The sequence below is a fragment of the Paenibacillus sp. P4_A7 genome, from assembly GCF_056402455.1.
This window is the reverse complement of sequence record NZ_JBFUHJ010000070.1, coordinates 1-21,233: the sequence shown is the minus strand read 5'-3', so window position 1 is coordinate 21,233 and position 21,233 is coordinate 1. Positions and strand designations below refer to the sequence as shown.

15 protein-coding genes and 3 pseudogenes are annotated in these 21,233 nt (G+C 50.0%); 2 read left to right on the top strand and 16 right to left on the bottom strand.

Annotated features, from left to right (window positions below; translation table 11 throughout):
• The 16 genes and pseudogenes from AC1DWN_RS12270 to AC1DWN_RS12195 all read right to left on the bottom strand — a co-directional run.
• On the bottom strand, positions 1 to 303 hold a 303-nt coding region (locus tag AC1DWN_RS12270; RefSeq protein ID WP_477559182.1), incomplete at its 3' end, for a hypothetical protein.
• 52 nt (positions 304 to 355) lie between these two features.
• Complete coding sequence (locus tag AC1DWN_RS12265) at positions 356 to 1,834, bottom strand: response regulator transcription factor (protein WP_477559181.1); 1,479 nt, start codon at positions 1,832 to 1,834, stop codon at positions 356 to 358.
• Between the two features lie 501 nt (positions 1,835 to 2,335).
• Positions 2,336 to 2,716, bottom strand: a pseudogene (locus AC1DWN_RS12260) (sugar phosphate isomerase/epimerase family protein); the annotation flags it as partial.
• A 24-nt stretch (positions 2,717 to 2,740) separates the two neighbouring features.
• Positions 2,741 to 5,314, bottom strand: a pseudogene (locus tag AC1DWN_RS12255) (invasin domain 3-containing protein); the annotation flags it as partial.
• A 1,154-nt stretch (positions 5,315 to 6,468) separates the two neighbouring features.
• The gene (locus AC1DWN_RS12250; protein WP_477559180.1) at positions 6,469 to 8,388 is read right to left on the bottom strand and encodes a chitobiase/beta-hexosaminidase C-terminal domain-containing protein; all 1,920 of its coding nucleotides are present in this window, start codon (positions 8,386 to 8,388) and stop codon (positions 6,469 to 6,471) included.
• 30 nt (positions 8,389 to 8,418) lie between these two features.
• Positions 8,419 to 9,267, bottom strand: coding sequence for a carbohydrate ABC transporter permease (locus tag AC1DWN_RS12245; RefSeq protein WP_477559179.1), 849 nt, complete (start codon positions 9,265 to 9,267; stop codon positions 8,419 to 8,421).
• A gap of 18 nt (positions 9,268 to 9,285) precedes the next feature.
• Complete coding sequence (locus tag AC1DWN_RS12240) at positions 9,286 to 10,155, bottom strand: carbohydrate ABC transporter permease (RefSeq protein WP_477559183.1); 870 nt, start codon at positions 10,153 to 10,155, stop codon at positions 9,286 to 9,288.
• 118 nt (positions 10,156 to 10,273) lie between these two features.
• Positions 10,274 to 11,644 carry an ABC transporter substrate-binding protein gene (locus tag AC1DWN_RS12235; protein WP_477559178.1) on the bottom strand — a complete coding sequence of 457 codons (1,371 nt, stop codon included), beginning with the start codon at positions 11,642 to 11,644 and terminating at the stop codon, positions 10,274 to 10,276.
• 103 nt (positions 11,645 to 11,747) lie between these two features.
• A complete protein-coding gene (locus tag AC1DWN_RS12230) occupies positions 11,748 to 12,470 on the bottom strand; it encodes a helix-turn-helix domain-containing protein (RefSeq protein WP_477559177.1) in 723 nt (240 codons plus the stop codon).
• A gap of 103 nt (positions 12,471 to 12,573) precedes the next feature.
• Positions 12,574 to 12,723, bottom strand: a complete 150-nt coding sequence (locus AC1DWN_RS12225) for a response regulator (protein ID WP_477559176.1) — start codon at positions 12,721 to 12,723, stop codon at positions 12,574 to 12,576.
• Entirely contained in the window at positions 12,695 to 14,125 is a 1,431-nt protein-coding gene (locus AC1DWN_RS12220; RefSeq protein ID WP_477559175.1) for a sensor histidine kinase, read from the bottom strand. The genes AC1DWN_RS12225 and AC1DWN_RS12220 overlap by 29 nt, the downstream gene beginning before the upstream one ends.
• Entirely contained in the window at positions 14,122 to 14,493 is a 372-nt protein-coding gene (locus AC1DWN_RS12215) for a hypothetical protein (protein ID WP_477559174.1), read from the bottom strand. The genes AC1DWN_RS12220 and AC1DWN_RS12215 overlap by 4 nt, the downstream gene beginning before the upstream one ends.
• A gap of 244 nt (positions 14,494 to 14,737) precedes the next feature.
• A complete protein-coding gene (locus AC1DWN_RS12210) occupies positions 14,738 to 15,034 on the bottom strand; it encodes an S-layer homology domain-containing protein (protein ID WP_477559173.1) in 297 nt (98 codons plus the stop codon).
• Positions 15,035 to 15,119: 85 nt separating this feature from the next.
• On the bottom strand, positions 15,120 to 16,181 hold the full coding sequence (locus AC1DWN_RS12205) for a sialate O-acetylesterase (RefSeq protein WP_477559172.1): 1,062 nt from the start codon (positions 16,179 to 16,181) through the stop codon (positions 15,120 to 15,122).
• 26 nt (positions 16,182 to 16,207) lie between these two features.
• The gene (locus AC1DWN_RS12200; RefSeq protein ID WP_477559171.1) at positions 16,208 to 17,350 is read right to left on the bottom strand and encodes a hypothetical protein; all 1,143 of its coding nucleotides are present in this window, start codon (positions 17,348 to 17,350) and stop codon (positions 16,208 to 16,210) included.
• Between the two features lie 228 nt (positions 17,351 to 17,578).
• Positions 17,579 to 20,590, bottom strand: a complete 3,012-nt coding sequence (locus tag AC1DWN_RS12195) for a discoidin domain-containing protein (protein ID WP_477559170.1) — start codon at positions 20,588 to 20,590, stop codon at positions 17,579 to 17,581.
• Positions 20,591 to 20,631: 41 nt separating this feature from the next.
• Here AC1DWN_RS12195 and AC1DWN_RS12190 point away from each other — a divergent pair, with 41 nt between their 5' ends.
• Entirely contained in the window at positions 20,632 to 21,024 is a 393-nt protein-coding gene (locus AC1DWN_RS12190) for a hypothetical protein (protein ID WP_477559169.1), read from the top strand.
• A 21-nt stretch (positions 21,025 to 21,045) separates the two neighbouring features.
• Positions 21,046 to 21,233, top strand: a pseudogene (locus AC1DWN_RS12185) (IS4 family transposase); the annotation flags it as partial.

Below are 21,233 nucleotides of genomic sequence, written 5' to 3'. Positions count from 1 at the left end.
GCTAATCATTGCGTATTTCAATAACGGGTCTGTTTCTGTAAGCCATGTACTTTGTATATTATTGTTATAAAAAGTCGATTTCGATAAATTGGCGATGCCGTCGAAATATTCTTCAAGACGACCGTTCATTTGACTGAACGACATATCGACAGAATCGGATACGCTTTCCTTTATGCTTTTATAATTGAGCGAATAGGCAATCATGCCGATCAACAGGATCGGAACGACCGCAGTGACGACATTGATGAATAAAATATTGACTCTTAACCTGTTTTTCTCAAGTACCCTACAATTCGTCCCCACATAGCTTCCCCCCCGTTGTACATCCTGAAAGAAATGCAACTTCACCGTCCGTCTATGTAGTTATATTTGCTTTACGATAGGCAACGGGGGATACACCCCTGTATTTTTTGAACAATTTGCTGAAATGAAAGTAATCGTCGTAACCGACCAGCTCGCTGACGTCATACAGCGTCAGCGCAGCGTCTTGCAGCAGGTCCGCTGCTTTGTTCAAGCGTACTTCAACCAGATAGCCGGTGAACGATTTGCCTGTCTCCCGCTTGAACAGAGAGCTTAAATAACAAGCGTTCATACGGAATTGTTCGGCCAACGAGCCGATCATTAATTTTCCGTTGTATTGGGTGTGGATGATTTGTACAATTTTCCGGATTACCACGTTGGAGGATTGCTGGGATTGACGGTTTTCCATGACGCCTTCATTTAATTGCTCTGTCAAATTGGCCATCAGCTGATGGATATCAGAGAACAGCAGCGGCAATTCTTTCTCATGTACAAAATCCGCAATCGTTCCGCTCATCACACCGCTCGGGTCCATTCGCAATAAAAAAGCGTCATACACCTTCTCCAGTTGCTCCATATTCATCCCTCGGGCAATCCTTGATATTCGCCTGATGAGTTCCCGCAAGCTATTATATGGCTCTGATTGAATGTTCTTCAACAGTGTATTGAATCGGGAATAAGACAGGCTGCGATAAAGATGTAGCCCGAATCTTCCGGTTATAAAACGATGATCAGCCATCGTATCCGCCTGTTTGTAAGCTTGCTTGAATTGCCCTGGCTTCCTGTGCGGCTGGCTGATGCCTATATCCAGCTTATATGTCCGCGAGAGCATGCACAATTTTTTATACAGTGTATCGGCATGCCGATGACGGAGCGAACTATCCCGGATCATTCCGGCCCACTTTCTTCCTCCGATTTGAGCAAAAGCGACAGTCAGTCCTGGCAATGCCACAAACAAACCTTGCTTGAACGATTCGATATCGGAGTCTCCAGAGTTCGTACGGATCACAAAAGCTCGATAAGGCTCATAAATCCATGAAAGCCCTTGTCCGTTAATCATCTCTTGTATTCTTTCCTCGTCATGACCAGTTTCCACTAGTTCCAGAATGATTTGACTCATCTCATAATTCGCCAGTTGTTGCCTGATTTGTCTCGTCTCGCAGAGCCTCGCATATGCTCTTTGCAGAACGTCGACAAGCGCCTTTTTCCCGATCGGCTTCAACAGATAGTCGAACGCACCAAGACGAACCGCTTCCTGCGCATAAGCAAAATCCTCATAAGCACTTATTAACACGGTTTCGCTGTGACGGTTTCGCTTCGCTTTCATGTTTCCAAGCAACTCGATTCCACTCACGCCCTGCATTTTGATATCGCTTATAATTAGATCAGGGCGATGGACCTCGATAAGCATTTCAGCTTCCGTACCATTGCCAGCCTTGGCGATAATTTCAAATCCATAATCTTCCCAGCCGATCAGGTTGCACAAATCCGTTAAAATCCATGATTCGTCATCGACAAGCAGTACTTTAAACATTCACTCGTCCCCTTTATTGTAAGGAATTTGATTCATGATAGTCGTTCACTGTTGTTACCCAGTTTCCATCGATCGACATTCAAATACTAATTCGCTCAAAATAAGGAAATACCTTGTACCCGACATTATTACAATGTTGTGGATAATCTGCAAGTGCAGTTTCACACCCGCCTTTGTTTTGCGGAACTCAGCCCAGCGGTATTTTGTCACTCACCTACAACAGTACTGAAAAATATTGGTTCCAATGGCCCATTCCATAAAACAAGTCCATAACAGCAATAATCGGTGCGGACAAAGGCAGGCCAATTTTGATAAAGATATGCATTATGTCCATACGCAAAAACCTTCTCATCCTACCGCAGTTCAGCAATTGTAGGACGAGAAGGCTATGAACCAACCTGCTGGGATTCGATTCTTCCATAACTGCCGTGAAAACAATCTCAGGAATCAAGGTCATGCAGCCAATCGCAGTCCTGCTGGTTTGGATGGCGAATCAAATATTTACTCCGTCTCTATTTCTTCCCATAATTTTCTTAGGTTGTTCAGCCCAAATCGGGTCCCCTGCTTGCAAACCTCCATGCCTTCAAATTCGACGGAAAGGTAGCCGTCATATCCGGATTGCTTGACAATGCGCAGTACGCTTCGCATGTCAATGTCACCGTTTCCGATTATCGCACCCCGCAAATGATTTCCGTTTGCCGTCTTGAACCAACCTTAACCCGGATCACAATTAGTTGACCGAAGGTAAAAATCTTTAATGTGAACCATCGATGCATACGGCGCATTTTTCTTCACTTCCACTACTGGGTCTTCGTCAGCGCACATAAAGTTGCCGACATCCAACGTCGTTTTGAAATTGGGTCGGTCTGTTGCATGTATTACTAAAAGCACCAGAAATTCTTCCCTGGTCACCGGCCGGTCGGGCCTGAAGGTGCCGTCTGCGTATCCGTTAACCAATCCTTGAGCAAAAGCCTCCCGAATACCGGATTCCGCCCAATGTCCCTTAATATCCCCCGGAATTTTTGCGGAATGATTGGTATTGTCTTCAGGAGCTGACTTGCTGTCGATTGCAAACACGGCAAACTTGCCAAAGTGATCAATATTGACGGTAATGCCGCTGCCGTTTACAATACCTCCGATTTCCACCCATTGCTGCACTGCTTCGTCGTAATAGAAAATTGCGGACATCTGGCCATTCTTTACTTCATTGTCCTTAAACTGCGGTGTCAAAGAGGCAACTTTGGCAAAACGGCCTGCCACATTTTTCGTTATTTCAAACACAGGGCTTACTAGTGTACCCGGCAAGCGGCCGGCAAGCTTGGCAGGAACGGGCAGCTTCTCGATGGCAATCCGCACGGGCGTGTCAAACGTTCCGGCGGGAATGTGCAGGCGCGCCTTCCTTCCCAATCCCACATCTCCTGCTGCTCCGGCGGCGAGTAACAGCTTGCCTGTCGCAAGCTCATTTGCAGGAGGTACTAAATATCCATCTCCCTGATTTTGCTTATAAAACTCAATCTGAACCGTCTGCAGCAACTTCACTCCGTCCAGACTGGCCTCCACAATGGCTGTGCCGGCTTCGGTTGATGCAAGGGTTGCCGTAAACTCTCCATTCTCCTCCGCAATCGGACTTAATTGTCCCATAGAAGCCGTCAGTTGAACGGAAGCGCCCTCGGTAACGGCATTTCCGTCCTTGTCTTTGAGCTGCAGCTTGATTGTTGCCTTTCTAATACCGTCTGCCAAAACCCGGCCGGGACTTCCGCTCAGCACGCTTTTATCGGCTGAAGCAATGGAGCCCAAATCGAACAAGTACGGCTTGAACGGCTCCAGCTCTAGATCGGACACATTCCATACGGCATCCTCGATCAGCTCTCTAGACATGCCTGCCGGACGATTATTCCGAAGCACGGAGACACGCTTCGTTTGTTCGCTGTAGTTGACCACGTTCAGCAGCAATCGGCCCTTGTGTTCTGCTGTCTGCCAGCCCACATCGGTTGCCAGAGAACCTGTAGCGGCATCCGTCACGCGAACCTGGAGCGTATCCATCTGCTCCAGCAGCGGCAGCAGTGTTGACCGAATTTCCACAACGCTCGGCGATTCCAGCTTGCCTGCGCCATATACGGCCGGTATGACAATTGCCCGGCTCACAACGGCATTATGCAGCACATCAGGCTGCAGTTGATCATGCTCATCCCGGGAAAGCGCTTCTTCTCCGACAAGCGCTACCTTGCCGCCCGCCTCGATGAAGTCATGCACAGCGGCAAGCGTATCCGCACTTACATGTGCGGCAGCCCGCACCACCAAAAGCTTGTAGCCATCCAGCTCGCCCTGGGCGGCCTGCTTCTCGCTGATAAAGCCGATCCGTTGTCCGCTGTATGCTAGTGCCGCATAGCTTTTACGCAGCGTATCCTCGTAGGCTTTGTTGTAGACGCTTGATGCCAAAGAATGCAATATGGCGATCTTAGGCATCACATTTTGCAGCGCGGTCACCTCTTCCGCCAGGCGGTTAAGATCCAAATTGGTCCTGCCGATATCCGCCACCACATCGGGCCGGTGTAGCAGGCTGCCGACAAAATCGCTTGTAGGATCATAGGTACGTTCCCATACCCAGCTGGTTGAAGCGCTTTTGCCGTGAACGGCTCCTTGCCACAGGACAGCCCGCACTCGCTTAGCCTGCTCAGGAATATACAGGTCGTCTCCATCTTTAATGAAATGATGCTCCGAGTTGAAAATCGGCGCCCGATTGAAGGAGCGCTGCATGTCGTAGAAGCTCAGCTCTTTCATAAATCCTTCGGGTCCGTCTCCAATGACATTGTAGGCATCGTTGCTGTTGATTTGGCTGAAGGCCGAGAACTGCTCGTAGTCCACGCCMCAGTTCAGACTCTCCTGCAGCTTAACCATCACCTTGGACTGCACAGGCAGCTCCGAAGCAATCTCATGAATAATATCCGCCATCCAGCGATGCCATTCACCGAATATTTTGTTGTTGAAGGTTACCCAGTCGTACACAATTGGCGTAGGGGCGATGGCTGAAGGCATCTGGATTTGTTCAAAAGTGGTATGTGCCGTTCCATACATCGAGTTCAGCTCACCCAAGTCATTTCCATAAATATCCTTTAGATATGCGTGCCATTCTGGCAAATAAAAAGCGTCGCGATTGGTTTGGTATACCAGTTCATTCGTTATCGTAACCGTCATCAGGGACTTGTAATCCTTAACGGAAGGTATGACAGTCCGCAAATAATCCTCGATCACTTCCCTAGCCTTCGGATTATTGATAATGAATTTAATGAACCCCGTGCTGTTGCTTCTCAGCTCCGGATATTTCTTCAGAAGCCAGTCCGGAAAATAGTGCGGAGAAAGGAGCAGGTTGACTGCAATATGATGTGTTTCCGCATTTTTAAGCGCTTCCACAACATTGGCATTCAAATAATCTATGGAGCCGAAATAATCCTTGTCGGGGTCTGTCGTACTCCAGTCCATGGATTCTTCGAATCCGGCGTTCTGAATCAAATTTCCCTCTCCGCCCAGATCGGTCATGCTCACATCATCCAACCAAATCGTCTGATCATTTTCCGATAGGAATACAAGGGTAAATGACGTTCCACTGATCCCGTTGTATAGGTATAGCTGACCTCCTGCCAGTCGTAGGGGCCTTTTGGCAGTGCCTGTCGTAGATTCCAGCCGGAATTGCCAGGGAACCAGGCGTGATTGACATTTTGCCCCTTCACCCACTTTGATCTGATAGGTCATATTGGGCTTGACCAGGACCGCCTGTGAAACATATCGAAACACATTGGGCTGCTTGGGAGACATATTGGCAATCTTCAATGACTGTCCGCCACTGCGGTACACGGTTTGGTCTACCTCAACGGAGCCGATGGCACTTCCTCCGGCACTGTACTTAGGAATATATCCTTCCTTCTCAGTAATCACCCTGTGCGGCCCGATTTCAATCTGGATGGCATTGGCTCCGAAATCCTGGAACTTCGCGATATCTTTGCGCACCTGGTTGAAATGGCCGTAGCCGTTAAGGAATACCGGGCGAACCTCCTCTTCTCCGCCGCTCCTTACCTTAGTCAAGCCTTTAAAGCCGTATTCCGTCCGCTCCAGCTCCCCTGTCATATAGCGGGGCACGGCTTTGGCGGTCAATGTGCCGTCCAGGTATCCGTACAGATTGGTCGTGGCCTCTTGATACAGCGCTTCCAAGGTTTCAATTACATAATGCGTCCGCGTCAAAACACCCTGCCTAATATCCTCTCTGCCGTACTCGATAAAGTCTTTGATCGTCGTATAATGGATACGTTCATAATCGGTTGATATCCCTTGCTCTTCCGCCTGCGCAAGCAAGCTTTCCAGCATCGGCAGCTTGGCGGCTATCGCATCCAGACCGCTGTTCAAATCCTCGGAGCTGGTCACCACCTCAATAACGGCCGGAAACGTTCTTGATAGACCCGTCATCTGCTCCGACGCCGTCACAATCGTTTCGTAGCTTCCTTTCTTATGAATAACGTAATCTCCCTTTTTGATCAGTACCATCCCCGCTGGCACCGTCACTTCCCTGTCTCCGCTTCCCCTGGCATCTCCAGCCAGAAGCTCCACGGGTCCTGTGCTGGCACACGATGCAAGCTGCCAAACTACTTCCCGTCCTTCACCCTGCCAATGCCGCTGGTCCACTCCAGCCATCCCCGTCTTCCTTCACCGTCATTGTCATTGACCAGCATGGTGAAAGAAATTGACCCTTCGGCAGGCTTGGCTGCAAAAATGGCTTCCCACGGAATTTTCACCTCATAAAGCGTATCATTTCCGACAACCGCAGCCTTCGCAGTTGCAGCTTCCTTGCTGAGCGCAGCGGTGCCGTTATTCCAACGCCACACCTCTGTTTCGCCGTTTCTCAAATTAAATCCATACTCCGCGCCGTACACGCCGCCCTCGCTGAATGCAAGCTGCACACTGTCGCCAATCCACATATCGGCTCCGGCAATGGAATGGCGGATATTATCCCTGACCTTGGCGGACATATAGAAATAATCTTCGTCGTAGGCAAACCGGGCTTCCATAGACAAATCCTCGGGTCCTAACCAGCCGGATACCTGATTATGAGCGGAGCTATCCATAGGCATCGTAATGCCGGTAAATCCCTCCCACTCTTCCAAGCTGCCGTTGATTTCAATGCCTTCCGCCTGAAACACGGGAACATGGGCGCCGCTGCCGAGCTGCTCCTTAAAGGCGCTCCAATACTCCAGCGTTTCTCCCGCTGTGCCTGTGCCAATCGTGTAAGGCAGCGTGGTAACCGCACTTGCTTCGTAGCCATCCTTCCGGCCGAACGCCTTCACCGTGACGCCTTCCGTAATGGGGAAGGGAGCGGTATATAGCTGCCTCGTTGCGGAGGCGACAGGATCGCTTCCATCGGTCGTATACCAGATGGCGGCACCTTCTGTAGTTGTAGACAAGGCAACCAAGGAACCCGGCAGAACTCCGCCCGGTTCAGGGGAACCGGTGACCGGCTGCACCTGCTTCAGCGTGACCGCATTCAGTTCGTCCACAATATAGCTGACCGAAGTCCGATTATCCCAGCCTGCTGCGTTTGGTCCTGTTTTCACATATAGCGATAACTCGACAATCCTGCTTCGAACGGAAGCATGGTCCAGCTCCAGCTTCACCGCGTTCCATTTGTTCGCCAGCAGTTTCGGCAATCGCACCTCTGAAATCGCTCCGGATGCGTCTTTGATCCTCAGATGCAATGGTTCATTGCCGGAAGTCGTCTGCGAGTGCGGATAAACGCTCATCGCAACCGTCGTTGCCCGGCTTAAATCCAGATCCGTCACAAAGCTCCGGACATAGGACAGTTGATCTGTTTCATTCGAAGCATTGGCAAAGGTAAGCTTTGCTGCCTGCTCCCCTTCCGTATATAGATCATTTACGGCTTCGGTTTCCAGCATTCCGCCGCTGCCTGCTGCGGCCCAGCCGGACAGATCCTCAAAACTGTCCAATGGAATGATGTCCTGCACACTGTCAAAGCCCCCGTTGCGAAGCAAATTATGCTCCGTACCTTCCTCCTTGAGAGTCAATTCATCCAGCCATAGGGCTTCCGACCTGTCCTCAATCAAAACCCTGAAGGTCAGCGTCGTTTCATTCGATTTGGTCGTATAGCTGGAAGCTGCGTGTTTCCAGTCGAAGGTGCCCGTTCCGACATTTATGCGCGGCTCCCAGTTGGTCCCGAAGCTTACGCCTTTTATATGGCTGCCCTTAACGCGCATGCTCAAGTTATACTTGGTGCCCGGCTTCACGTTTACGGTTTGGGACAGATTCATATATACATTGGCTGCCCGGTCCGTATGATAGGCAATCCGCAGCGAATGGCCTCCCTGATCATATTCATTAGAATCCAGGCCGTATTCCGCATCCGGCAAGCCTGAAAAGCTCATGTACCATACGGGGATAACATTACTGCTACCTGCTAAAGCGAACACTTTGGCGGACGGTCCCCAAGCTAACGGGACAGCCGACAGCAGAAGAATGCCAGATAGAACCCACAAACAAATCTTCCTTACCATACTCTTCCTCCTATTGTTTGCTATAATCGTTTATCCTTTGACAGCAGAACTTGAGAAGCCTTGAATAATATACTTCTGGCCTAGGAAGAAGACGATCAGCAGCGGCACGACTCCCGCCGTAGCGGCGGCCATCATCATGTTATAGTCCACTCCCGCTTCCAGCATAAAATTTTGCATGCCAAGCGGCACGGTGAACAGTCTTTTGTCCAACAAGAAAATCAAAGCGTTCTCATAATCGTTCCACGTCCATGTAAAATCAATGATAGCGAAGGTTGCCAGAACTGGCTTAGAAAGTGGCAGAAACAACTGAAAGAAAATCCGGAAATGACCGGCTCCATCAATGAAAGCCGCTTCCGATATTTCATGAGGAATGCTCATAAAAAATTGCCGGATCATGAAGACGCCGAATACTGTAAACAAGCCCGGAAGAATGAGCGCCCAATGGGTGTTGTAAATATTCATCCAATCAAACATGATAAATTTCGGGACAAACAGCACTTGCTGCGGAATCATCATCAGACACAGATAAAGCATAAAGATGGCGTCCCTTCCCTTGAAGGGGATGCGGCTGAAGCCATATGCGGCAAATGCTGCGAGCAAAGGAGCACCAATCATTAAAATGATCGATATTTTCAAAGAGTTTAAATAAAAAAGAGCAAATCCGTCCCCGGTCATCCAGACTTTAAAGTGGTTGGTCCATACAGGATCAAGCGGAATCCACTGAATTGGAAAAGTGAAGACGTCCTTCGGCTTCTTGAACGAGGTGCTGATCATCCAGATCATTGGCGACAGCAGCAGTAGACTGGCTAGCGCCATGAAGATCGTATTAAAGATCTTGACCATTCGTTCTCTGAATATTCTGTTATTTCTCGTTTCCATTGCGCGTCTTCCCCTCCGTTAGTAATGAACCCACTTTTTCTGGCCCGCCCACTGAATAAGCGAGATGCCAAGGATGATCAGGAACATGGTCCACGAAACGGCCGACGCGTATCCCATTTCATAAAAGCTGAACGCTTTCTTATAGGCGAAAATAGAGAAAACCATCGTACTATTGGCAGGTCCTCCCTGGGTGATGGCATAAATCATACCAAAGCCTTTGATGGAGCCGATAAAGCCGGTAATCATCAGAAAAAATGTCGTCGGGCTAACTAAAGGAAATATAATCAGGCGCAGCAACTGCCCAAACGTCGCTCCGTCAATCTTTGCAGCTTCCAGCTGTTCAGTAGATAATTCCTGTAGTGCAGCCAAATAAATAATCATGTTGTACCCAATGCCGCCTGCGATCATCATGACCAGCACCGCATACATCGCTGTATCCGGGGAAGCGAACCATAAGGGAGGCTCGGATACGCCAACGGATCGCAGAAATGCATTAATCGGGCCATTGGTCGGTTGAAACAGTACCATCCAAACAAAAGCAATGGCGATACCGCTGGTGAAATATGGAGCGAAAAAGAAAGCCCGCAGCGTTTTCTGGAAATAGGTCCGGTTGTTGAGTATGACCGCAATCAGAAATCCGAAAATAATGGAAATAGGTACAGGGATCAATAACAGCAAGGTGTTTTTGACCGATACAGCAAATAAATCGTCTCTCACCATCATCTTGAAATTATCCAATCCTATAAAGCGCGGGGACTGCCCGCTAGCGAATACCCAATCCGTAAACATTAAATAAAAGGAGAACAGAGCAGGAACGAGCATAAATACTGTCATTCCGATCAGATTGGGAGCAATGAATATATAACCAATCAGCCTCTGCCGTTTCATCCAACTCACGATCGGTCACCGCCTTTCTGTCTGTATAGTGTGTAAGTTGAAACTTCATGCAGCTTGCGGCCGAGGGGAAGCATCGTCTACGACTCATCTCCCCCATAGCCCAATAAACTTATTTAGATGATGCTTGCAAATTCCCGTTATGCACTCGCGCTAATTCCTTCGCGCCTTCCTCAGGAGTCAGCTTGCGTGAAAACATATTGTCATAGATGGCCGTCTGCTCGCTTCCCGTTTTCTTGTCCAGACGGCTCAAGCCGACCGGAATGCTGCCGAACATGACTCGCTTAATGGAATCTAGATCATAAGTATCCTCTACACCTTTGAACATAAGAGCGACAGCTTCATCGACCGGAAAGTCCTTGGATGCGGGCACTCTTCCGCCTGCCGCCATCGGCAGCATTCCGCCATCCGCATACCACTGGATAAACTTCCAAGCGGCTTCTGAATGCTTGGTGCGTGGATTGATGGAAATTACATCTCCCAGGCCGCCGGCGTTAATGTAATCGGCCTGATCTTTATTTACCTTGGGAGCCGGAGCCGCCGCTACCTTGAACGTCCTCGGAAATTCCGCCACATTGTTAGTCGTGCGGAAGACCTGGTTCGTAGAGAACAGCATCGCCGTTTCTCCCTTCACAAACATTTGATCCAAAGCAGGCTTCGAGGTAATCTGCTCTGTATGAGGCATCAAGCTTTTATCCGTGAACATCATGTCCGAGTAAACCTGAAGCGTTTTGACCGTAAGCGGATTGTCAAAAGCCGATGTACCGTCCGGATTTGTCAGCTGCAAGCTTTGCTTCAGCATAGAACCGTTGATGGGCACATTGAAGTAATAATCGCTTTGCGCCAATCCCCAAACGTTATCACCCTTCAGCTTGGCGGCATAATCTTTGAGCTCGTCCAGCCCCCATTCTGTTGGAACAGGCAATCCTTTGGCATCGAGCATATCCTTGTTCAACCAGACAAAGGATAAGCCCTTCTGGGTAGGAACACCGTAATACTTGTCGTCCACTTTCCACAAGGCGGCGCCTTCGCCCATTTTTTCATCAACGCCGTAGTCGGTGAAAGCGCTCAGATCAAGCGCGTTCCCCGCTTTGATCCGCTTCTCGTAAAGGCTGTAATCATAGTTAACGTACATGTCTACGGGATGGCTGGACATGAGCGCCGTATCCAGCTTCAGATTGCCGGCATCATCATTGACGAACCGTACATACTCTACCTGAATATCCGGATTTTCTTTGTTCCAGTTGTCGACAACCTCTTGAGGCCCGTTCTCGGCCGGCACAGCTCCCCACATAGTCAGCTTGATCGGATCTGCGCTTGCAGTTGCAGTGGGCTCGGTTCTTGCGGATGTCGTCGGTCCTTCTGTTCCTCCATTGCTGTTCCCGTTGTTGTTGCTGTTCCCGTTTCCGCCACAGCCAGCAAGCATCAGAGACACCGCCACAATCGAAATTAATCCTGCAACCAATCGCTTTCTGTTTCTCATCTTTCCTGTAACCTCCCTAACTCTAATGTTTGATTCATCCCAACTACATCAATTCGTTCCTTGGCCTATAAGGGTCGAAACTTGCAGATAAGCTGTACAAAACTTACATATTATTCTCCCGCCTGAAGGAGCTGGGAGTTTGTCCAACCAGGCGCTTGAATACTTTAATGAAGTAAGCATCATCGGTGAAGCCGGTCTGACTCGCAATTTCCTCTACACTGAGCTTGGAATGCATCAACAGGCGTTTGGCTTGTTCAATCCGAATGTTTCGTAAATAGACGATTGGCGTCAACCCGGTCTTTTTGCCGAACACGGTGCTCAAGTAGTCCACGTTAATGGCCACCTGCCGGGCCAAATCCGTAACTTTAATATTTTCCTTGTAGTGCTCCAGCATATATTGAATCACCCGGTTCACCTCCGGATGATCCGTAAAGCTTACATACTCTTCCTGCTTCTGCCTAATAAGCTCACGTATCGTTTGAAGCACATTCGCTAGCAGCGTTTCATGGCTTACAGCAGAGTAGATAGCTGTCCAATCCTCCGACTTACGTCCTGCCAGCATCGTCAAAATATGAAGCAGATGGGCCGCACATTTTTTTACTTCCACATGTGAAAATGACGACTCTTTCATGCACTCCCAAATTTGCGTTGCGGCCTCAGCACATTTGGATTCACTCCGTTCTTCAAAGCAGCGGATCAGTTCAGCCTCCAGCTCCTCTATTGGCTTTGACATGCGGTTCTCTCCTGTCGGATAAGACTCACGACCATACCAATCGCCGATTAATTGATTCAGAGCTTGCAGCCAATCATGGGACAAACTGGCCAAACTGCTGCCCGCCGCCTTTTCAACAATCCGCTCCGACTGGATCCGGGAGACCGATTCCTTTTTCCTATGAAAGCTCCAGCAAAAGAAAGTGGTTTGACCCGCATCATTGCTTCATTTCCAGAATAGCCGCCAACGCCTCACTGCCATTGCCCGCTTCTCCCGCAACGTAAAAACCGTCGCGCTCCCAGTCCAAAATTTCTCTGATGGCTTCACGGACAAACACTTCATCTTCCACCAATAAAATCGTCCACATCCCGATCATCTCCTTCCTGAGAATACGGCGCTGCAATCAGCAAAGGCAAGCGAATTCGAATCAGTGACCCGTCCGCGTCCGATATAAGCTCAATAACTCCCTCTTGCTTAAAAAGCAGCTGCAGTCTTTCCCTTAAATTGCTCAGTCCGATCCCATGTCCGCTGCGTCTACCTGGCTTGCGTGCTGCCTCTTCCATACCGATGCCGTTATCTTCCACTTCTAGAATAAGCTCGCTTCCCTCCATCCGCGCTCTGACCCAGATGGTGCCGTGGCCTTCAGTAGTATTAAAAGCATGAACGATACAATTTTCTACGAGAGGCTGTAAACTAAGCTTCGGAACGAGTGCGTATTGCACCGACTCCTCCGTTTCATAGATGATAGAAAACTGTTCCCTGAATCGAAACGCCTGTATGGATTCATAGGATCGCAACAATTTGATCTCTTCTTTAAGGGGTATCAGCTCAATATCCGAATTAAGATTTGCCTCCAAAATTAATCCTAATGAGGTACAAATCCCCGCAATAGCGTCCTGCTTTTCTTTTCTAGCAATCCACTTGACGGTGTTCAAGGTGTTTAATAGAAAATGCGGGTTCATCTGGAAAAGCAGCATTTGAAAACGAACCACCTGCTTTTGCCGCTCCTCATGCTTAAGTCTGGCAATAAGTGCAACGACATCGTCGATCATCCGATTAAAGCTTTCAGTCAGAGAACGAATCTCATCTGTTGCGCCTTTGTTGATGGATATTTTAACATTCAGCTTCTTGTCAGACGCCTCCTCCATGCTCCGCTTCAATACATAAAGCGGCTGCGTCATACGTGACGCCAGAAAGAAGGTCACCAGCACGAAAGCGGTTACTAGAATAATCAGAAACATAAAAACCATCAGCCTTAAACGTTGAACCTCCTGGAGCAGCTCATTTAAGGGCATTTGACTAACCACATACCAGTCTAACTCTTCTATATAACTAAAATTGACAAGAGACAAAGCGCGTTCATCCTTGTAATGCCCATTTTGCTCCTTTGAGGAAATAATTCTATTCATGCTGTCTATGCTGAAAGCAGCCTCTTTATTTTGCAGAACAATCTCACCCTGGCTGGTAAAAATGGTCAGATCCTGATTGGCCGGATTATCCTTTAGCGTATTGTGGAACCATTCTTGAATGTTGATACTGATACGCACTAGTCCATAGTTTCCTCGCAGCTCATCATCCAGCATAATATACAAACTCAGAAGCTTGTTTCCTTTACTTCCTCTTACATCATTCCAGTCGTCCGCAACCCAGCGGTAAGGCTGGATGCCAACTCCCAGCTTATTATGCCAATCCTGCAATTCTTTTCGTTCATTAGTCAACTGGTCATTGGGTTGATAGGAGGTATATACATTGCCGTTGCGGTCGATCAAACGAAAATACAGCTCCGTCTGATGGAAAAAAAGCTGTTGTTGATTCCGAACATTTTGCTTTCTATGATTTTCTTTCGATCGAGAGGATCATACTTATCAGGATCGTGCATAATTTGGATCAAGCTTTCATCCTGACTCAGCATGATATTTGCTCTATAAGCAAATGCCATCATATCCGTCAAAGATACATAAACCTGATGCATACGTTCAGACATGCGTTCTATCATATCATTTTGCCGAATCGATTCGAAATGCTGAAACAGATAAAAAATAGCGATGCACAGAGGGAGCATTAGAAGGGTGATATACGCGATAAAAAGTCTATGTTTTAACGTGTTCGGAAGCCATTTTCTCCTGGTCTGCATCATGTAGAAGCCACTCCTTAGGTATTCGAATCACAAAACGTACATTCCATTGTAACATACTCAAAAACTGAATCAGCAGATTAAAAACTTGCACATCTATATAACAATTCTTAGATGTTATTTTTACCGCACTTGATGAACCCAATCGGTTTCACATAGTCGTACTCTTACCCAATTGATAGCAAAAAGGCTTCTCACCGAGTTCGAATTCGAACCCGTGAGAGGCCTTTTATTTCAATGAGAGTCACTATTGGTTTTTAATAAAGTTATAGATGACTTGCGCAGCTTCTGCACGATTGACTGAAGCTTTAGGCGCAAAGTTGTTACTGCTTCGTCCAATCATAATGCCTTGTTCAGCCAAGTCTTTAATGGCTTCCTTTGCCCATGAGGAAATTTTTGCTTCGCCCGCATAGCTGTTTGATCCGGCAGATTTAATCTCTTTTTTACTCTGCTGTTCGTATGCGCGTTTAAGGATCCAGCATTTCTTCCTTCTTATTTTCAACAAATAAAAAAGGAACAAACGAATTAAATTCGAATTCGGCAACTGACATCTAAAATCCTCCCTTTGCATTACAAATGAAACTTTAGGCTCCAATAGCAGCAACATCGGTGACCCTATAGGTAGACTATTAGTCTTCTCCATATACTTGTTTCAATGCCAAAGCCGCAAGCCGTTCCCCTACCGGACGCTTGTTGCGCGGATGAAGATTGTCCGATTCGCCCAAATCACTCGTCGCGATCATGCCGGTATTCGGCACTAGCTTCAGCGTTTGGCGCTGCGCTTCGCGAACGAGCTCCCATTCGTCTAAACCATTAATATAGTCCGGCAGCTCGACGTAGAGAAAAGGGAACGCTTCGCCTCCCCAGCCGCTGCGCCAAGCCTCTATCAATACCGGGAACAAAGCGCCATAGCGATGTCCCTTTTTTTCTAACGCGTCGCTCTCTCCCTGGTACCAAATGACCCCTCGCTTCGCATACGGCTGTATGGGTGATATCATTCCGTTGTATAAGCCAAAAGGACGATGGGGATCATCCTGCTCCAGACGATCTTCTTCCTCCGCAAAGTCTTCCCGAAATGCCGAAATAGCAGGATCACGGCAGGCAACGATTCGCGGAATCCAGCACGAGGCTTTCGTGCCCGATTTCGAAATCTGAATGATCCCGACCGGTACGTTCAAGCGCCGCTTCAGCGCACAGGCGAAAAACACCGGCACCGCCGCCAGCGACAGCATACGCTCCCGCGATACTTCGCGCCATTGCCCATTCTGCACATCTTCCGCCGGTTCATCAGTTGCATATTCGTCCGGCTTGAACAGACGGATTTCGGAGGGATCGCCGTCGAACGCTTCCTCCATCCATTCTGTCTTGTCCCCATGTATTTCCTTGAACGAATATCCCATGTTGGACTGGCCGCCGGCAACCCACACTTCGCCGATCATAACATCTCTTATCCCGATCTCGACATCTCCGCAGGAAATCGCCATGTGATGCGGTCCTCCGGCCGGAGCCGAATCCAAATCGATTCTCCACCTGCCGGACACGGCTATCGCCGTCTTCCGCCGACCCATGAAATCGACCGCGACCTCTTCCCCTTCGGGCGCTTTCCCCCAGACTGGGATGGGCATGTGCCGCTGAAGCACCATATGGTCATCGAATATGCGCGGCACAACGAGTTTTTCATCCAACGCCATCTTTATAACTTCCTTTCTTCATACAGTTAATAAACAAGATCGCGGAAGCGGCTTACTCGGTGCAGAGAAATCATATTGCCGTTATGTGCGCAAGGCGCTTTCCCATCGCCGGATCGGCTCAATATAAGCAAATCCTCTCCCGATATGACCATGCTTGCATAATGGCGGGCTTCCGTGTCGGAATCGGTTTTGGCAACGAGTCCCGCAAAACACCAATCGATGCCGTTGCTCGAGAAATGCAGTTGCAGCCGGTTCCGCTCATTGTTCGGCAGGTTGAACCGGCCCGGAGACAACCGCTCCGCACGCGTCATGCTGTCGGTGGCTTGCGTGCTGAGTAACCAGTAAAGACGGGCCTGCTCATCGTACAGTATGTGAAATTTCATATGGCCGCCCGGGCAAGGCACGAAAGCTAGCATTCTGCCCGACGGCGCCTTCTCCAGCATCGTCAAGATGCTGCCGTCCGGCTGCTCCATCGCTTTGGCAACTGCGGCAAATCCGGTACCACCCGTATGGGCCCGCATCCATAGGTGAAAGGTGGCGCCCGACGGATCATGCAAGTAATGGTTCTCATCGACAAACTGCACGATATTCGTCTCGAGCCATCCCATGCGGTAGCAGACCCGGCCGGGAGCCACTTCGTTGGCGGAGCCGGCTTCAACCGGATAGAACGGAACGCCGAAATAATCCAGCTCATCCTCCGGTACCGCCTGCTCGAACGCCAGCTCCGAAGCGAACGTCCAGTTCTCCCTTCGCGTCAGGTCGCTGTCAGCCTTGCCGCGAAGCAGCACCGGCGAGATGACGCTGACCGGCCAACCCTTCACGCCGGGCTTCGTAATACGCTCCATGACCAAATAAACATTCCCTTTCGCGTAGTGCACATTGGCCGGCGCTTGATGCCACACCTCGCCTTCCGTCAACGCGGTCGTCCCGCTCCAGCTGTCGCCGTTGTCGTCGGAGTACATGATCGTCAGATCGTTGCAGTGTCCGATTACGTAAACGCGGTTGCCCGCGGCGAATGGACGGGCATGCATAAACGGGAAATCGGCGCGGTGCGTCCATGTCCGTCCGCCGTCGTCGGACGTGAATACCTTGCCAAGCCACAAAGCGCCCCCTTCAATGACGCGCTTCGGCCCCGGCATCGCATGCATGCCCGGACCACTTATATCCAACGTTGCGATAAGCCTCCCGCCCGGAAGCGCTGCAATCCCCGGGCTGTATGTGTATATGACCGCCGGGTCGGGAGACTCGTATACCTTCACGTAATCAGGAGCAAGCTCCCTTACTTTATACAGGTGCATCGTGCTCACAACATCCTTTCGCAGCTTTTTTCTAATCGAACAATCGACAAGCCTCCTCCGAAGCCTGTTGGCTAGGGGGAGGCTTGTGCGTGTCATTCGTTACTCGCTGTATACCTCAATCTCATTCACCCGGATATATTCCTGCTGGATATCGGGACCGCTTGTGCCGACAATTCTCAGCTTCGAGCCGGTTACGGCCGGGAACGTATGGGTGCGATGGTCGAATGCGTTGCCGGCAATCGCGGGCAGGCAATCGACCCAAGCCAAGCCGTTCCAATATTGAATGACGTAATCCTTAATCGCATAACCTGTCGTCGTGTACAGCTCGACCCGGCTGAACGTCTTCGCCAATCCGAAGTCAAGCTCCACCCATTGCGGCAGCGCAGTACCGTCGGTAGCCCAGCCGCTCCAATCCGTCGTCACGGCGCCGTCGTTGACCTTGTCGGCGGAGTAGCCGCCAGCCGTATCCGTGTTCGAAGCGGAAGCCGTTGCCTCTCTCGCGATATTGACTATGGAAGCCGTATTGAGCTTCACCTGGCTAAGCTGCGGGCTGTACGTCAACGATCCACCCGCTGGGAATTCCACCTTGACGAACTGCGTGCCGACCGGCAGCTTGGTGAGCGTGTACACGCGCTTGGTCCACGCGCCTTCATTTATTGGCGAATCCGTATACTGCCAACCCTGTTGCAGCTCCCAAGTGACCCCGTCCGGCGCTGTATAGATCGAGAAGTTAGAGATGCCCGGCTCATTATCCGTCGCATACAATGCGGACAACTGTATATCGGTCGCTTCGCTGCGGTATATGACGTATTCCGGCACGACGTTCGTGTTGTTTCTGGTTGCACGGCTGGAGTCGCCGAGCGCAGCGCCATGCGCCGTATCGAACACCAAGCCCGAACTCTGCGCGCTCACTTTCGACCAATCGTTCAGTTCATCGACGACCGTGGCCGAATTCCACGGAACGTCGGATATTTGCACCTTGCTGAGCTGCGGGTTATACGATGCCGCCCCCCTGGTCGGAAATGTTATCTTCACATAATTGGTGCCGGCCGGAAGCTGCGTCAGCGTATAGTCGCGCTTGGTCCAGTAGCCGCCATTGACCGGAGAATCAGCATAATCCCAGCCGTCATGCGGTGACCATGCCGTGCCGTCCGCCGAAGTGTACAATTCGAAATTGCGGATGACCGGCTCCGCATCGGTGGCGAACAATCCCGTCAACTTCACGCGTGTCGCGCCGTTGAACCAGTAAACGACCGATTGGGCCGACAGGCCTGTATTCTTCCGTATGGCGCGGCTCGCATCGCCGAGCACGGTTGCGTTCGACTTGTCGAGCATTAGGCCCGAGCTGTGCGAAGAAGTTCGGCTCCAATCGTTCAATTCATCAGTCATCGTCGTACCGATGCTCTGGGCGTTAGTGATTTCGTAGAAGACGACGCCATGATGCTCAAGCGTCGGGGTCAGCGTCAGCATGCCCCCCGTAACGGCGGCCGTCGTCGTCACCGGCGTCAGCTCAGCCAGTGTCTTATAAGCCGCTTCACGGGAATACCAGTAATCCCGGTCTGCTTGCTGCTTCAAGCTCCTCGGCACTTCCATCGTATATTTCGACCAGGAGTAGGAGGCGTCTGTCAATCCGCGATCTGCTTTGTCGCTCCACCAAGTTGGCCAGAAGTTGCCGTGCGTATCATCCACAATCCACTTCTTGACGGTTACCGTATTGCCGATTATGGGCTTGATATTGCGAATCGTAATCGCTGGCGTCTCACCCGTTACACTGTTCATATCATTGTTATGGTTATACGCCATCACATGAACGGTGCCGGTCGTCTCATTATAGCCTCCGATTCCGTCCACCTCGTTGAACGGGTCGTTCGTTGCCCCCGAGAGCGAGCCGTCCAGCCGCTTGTCGCCAACCATCCGGTAGCCGAGATTGGCGATATGCGTGCTCACGGCCGGAACGCCGCCCCAAAGCCCTTCCGTACTCAGACCCCAAGAGGAAAACCAATCGATATTCCAGTCGAGCATCGTCTGGAAATGCTTGGCGTCTGAGGAAGCTTGAAAGCTGTGGGCAACGATCCGCGAATATAGCGCTTTGGAATCCGCGCCGGAGTTGATTCGCCCTTCGTCGATGCCGTATTTCAAATTCGTCAGGCCGTTCGCCACGGCCCGGTTGCGCAGCACGGCGATCGTATCGATCAGGCTCTTTCCGCCCGGCATTACGATACCGGGCTTCAGGTCATAGAAGGAAGCGGTCAGAAAATCGATTTGCGTACCGCTGTTGCCTGTTTTGTAGTTGGTCCCGTTCGGTCCCACTCCGGCGACATGGTCGATGAAACCAAGTTCGTCCCATAGTCCTTCCGTCACGCTCATACTGTGCGCACCAACGGTCAAGTTGGCGGCTCCGATTGCATCCTCCAGCGCAGCTACCGTATAGTCGTAAGTTTTGAAGAAGGCGATTTGCGTAGAATTGGCGCTTATGCCATCGTCGAACCATTCCGGATTCTCGTATTCGGTAAAGACGCCCCATGTCCAAGTCTTCACTTCGTTCAGACCGAATTCGGCGATAAGCGCATTCGCTAGCGCCTTGATGTAGTTGTAATATGCATTGTAATCGCTAGGAGGCCTCAAGTTGGTCTCCATGACACCGATATGCGGATCGTCCGAATATTTAATCGGAATGTTGCCCGTCTTAATATGCGGCTTTAACCCTTGGTTCACGACATGATGAAGTGAGCTGATCAGCCGCGAGAAATCGTAATCCGTCTTATTCGACACGTCGGAGGGATCGACGAACAGATCGCGGTTCGTATAGCAGCCGGGAAAGCCGATGTAGCAGCCGCCGGTCGCCGTCATGAACTGCACGTTTTTCACGAACGGATAGTTCGTCTCGAAATAATTGTAAGGCTTACCAGCAGCTTTCGTTGTCCAGTCGATTTCATAGTCCCAGGCGTTGATATCGGAAAACTTGTTCTCAATTGTCCGTCCTTGGGCCGACAGATCGAACGATAGCGCAGGCCCTCCGGCGGCGTAAGCTTTGTCATGCGGGGAAACTGCCATAAGCGTCGAACCGGAAACCAAGAGCGAGCAGCACAAGCAGGCTAGCCATTTTCTCATCTTCCCTTTCCCCTTTCGATTGAAACACAGGATTATTTCTGTTGAAGCAAGTTGAATATCGGCTCAAGCTCTTTTTGCTGCTCCTTGGCTTTGCTTTGCCAGAAAGCGAATATTTCGTCGACTTTGAATTCGTCCAGCCCTTTAATAAAGTCGTCCTGCATGGCGGCGAACTCGGCATCGTCCTTCGCGAGCACAAGCTTGAAAATGTTTTTGAACGTGTAGATTTGCAAGTTCGTTCCGAGCGTCTTCAAATCTTCCGGAAGCTCTCCGAGTCGGTAAAGGGCATTCTCCTGGTCAATGTCATTAAGTTAAGGCGCAGGGCTAAAAATCAAGAACAAGAGCAGGTTATCGAAAAGATAGCCCGCTCTTTTTTTGCACCAAAAAGAGAAATAGGACTTGACAAGCAGATGAAATGGTGTGGCGAAGCCCCTTGAAAAAACGAGGAGGTTACGCCAATGAATGAGTACGCGAATTCGCTAAAAGAAACGCTGACATCCCTCATACGAGAAATGTCAGCGGCACCAGCACCTTATGTCAAAAAACCTGAACAAGATTTTACCCGAAAGAAAAAGYTACCCTTTGAAACGGTTATGCAACTCCTGATCTCAATGGGGGGCAACAGCATATATAAGGAACTCTTGGA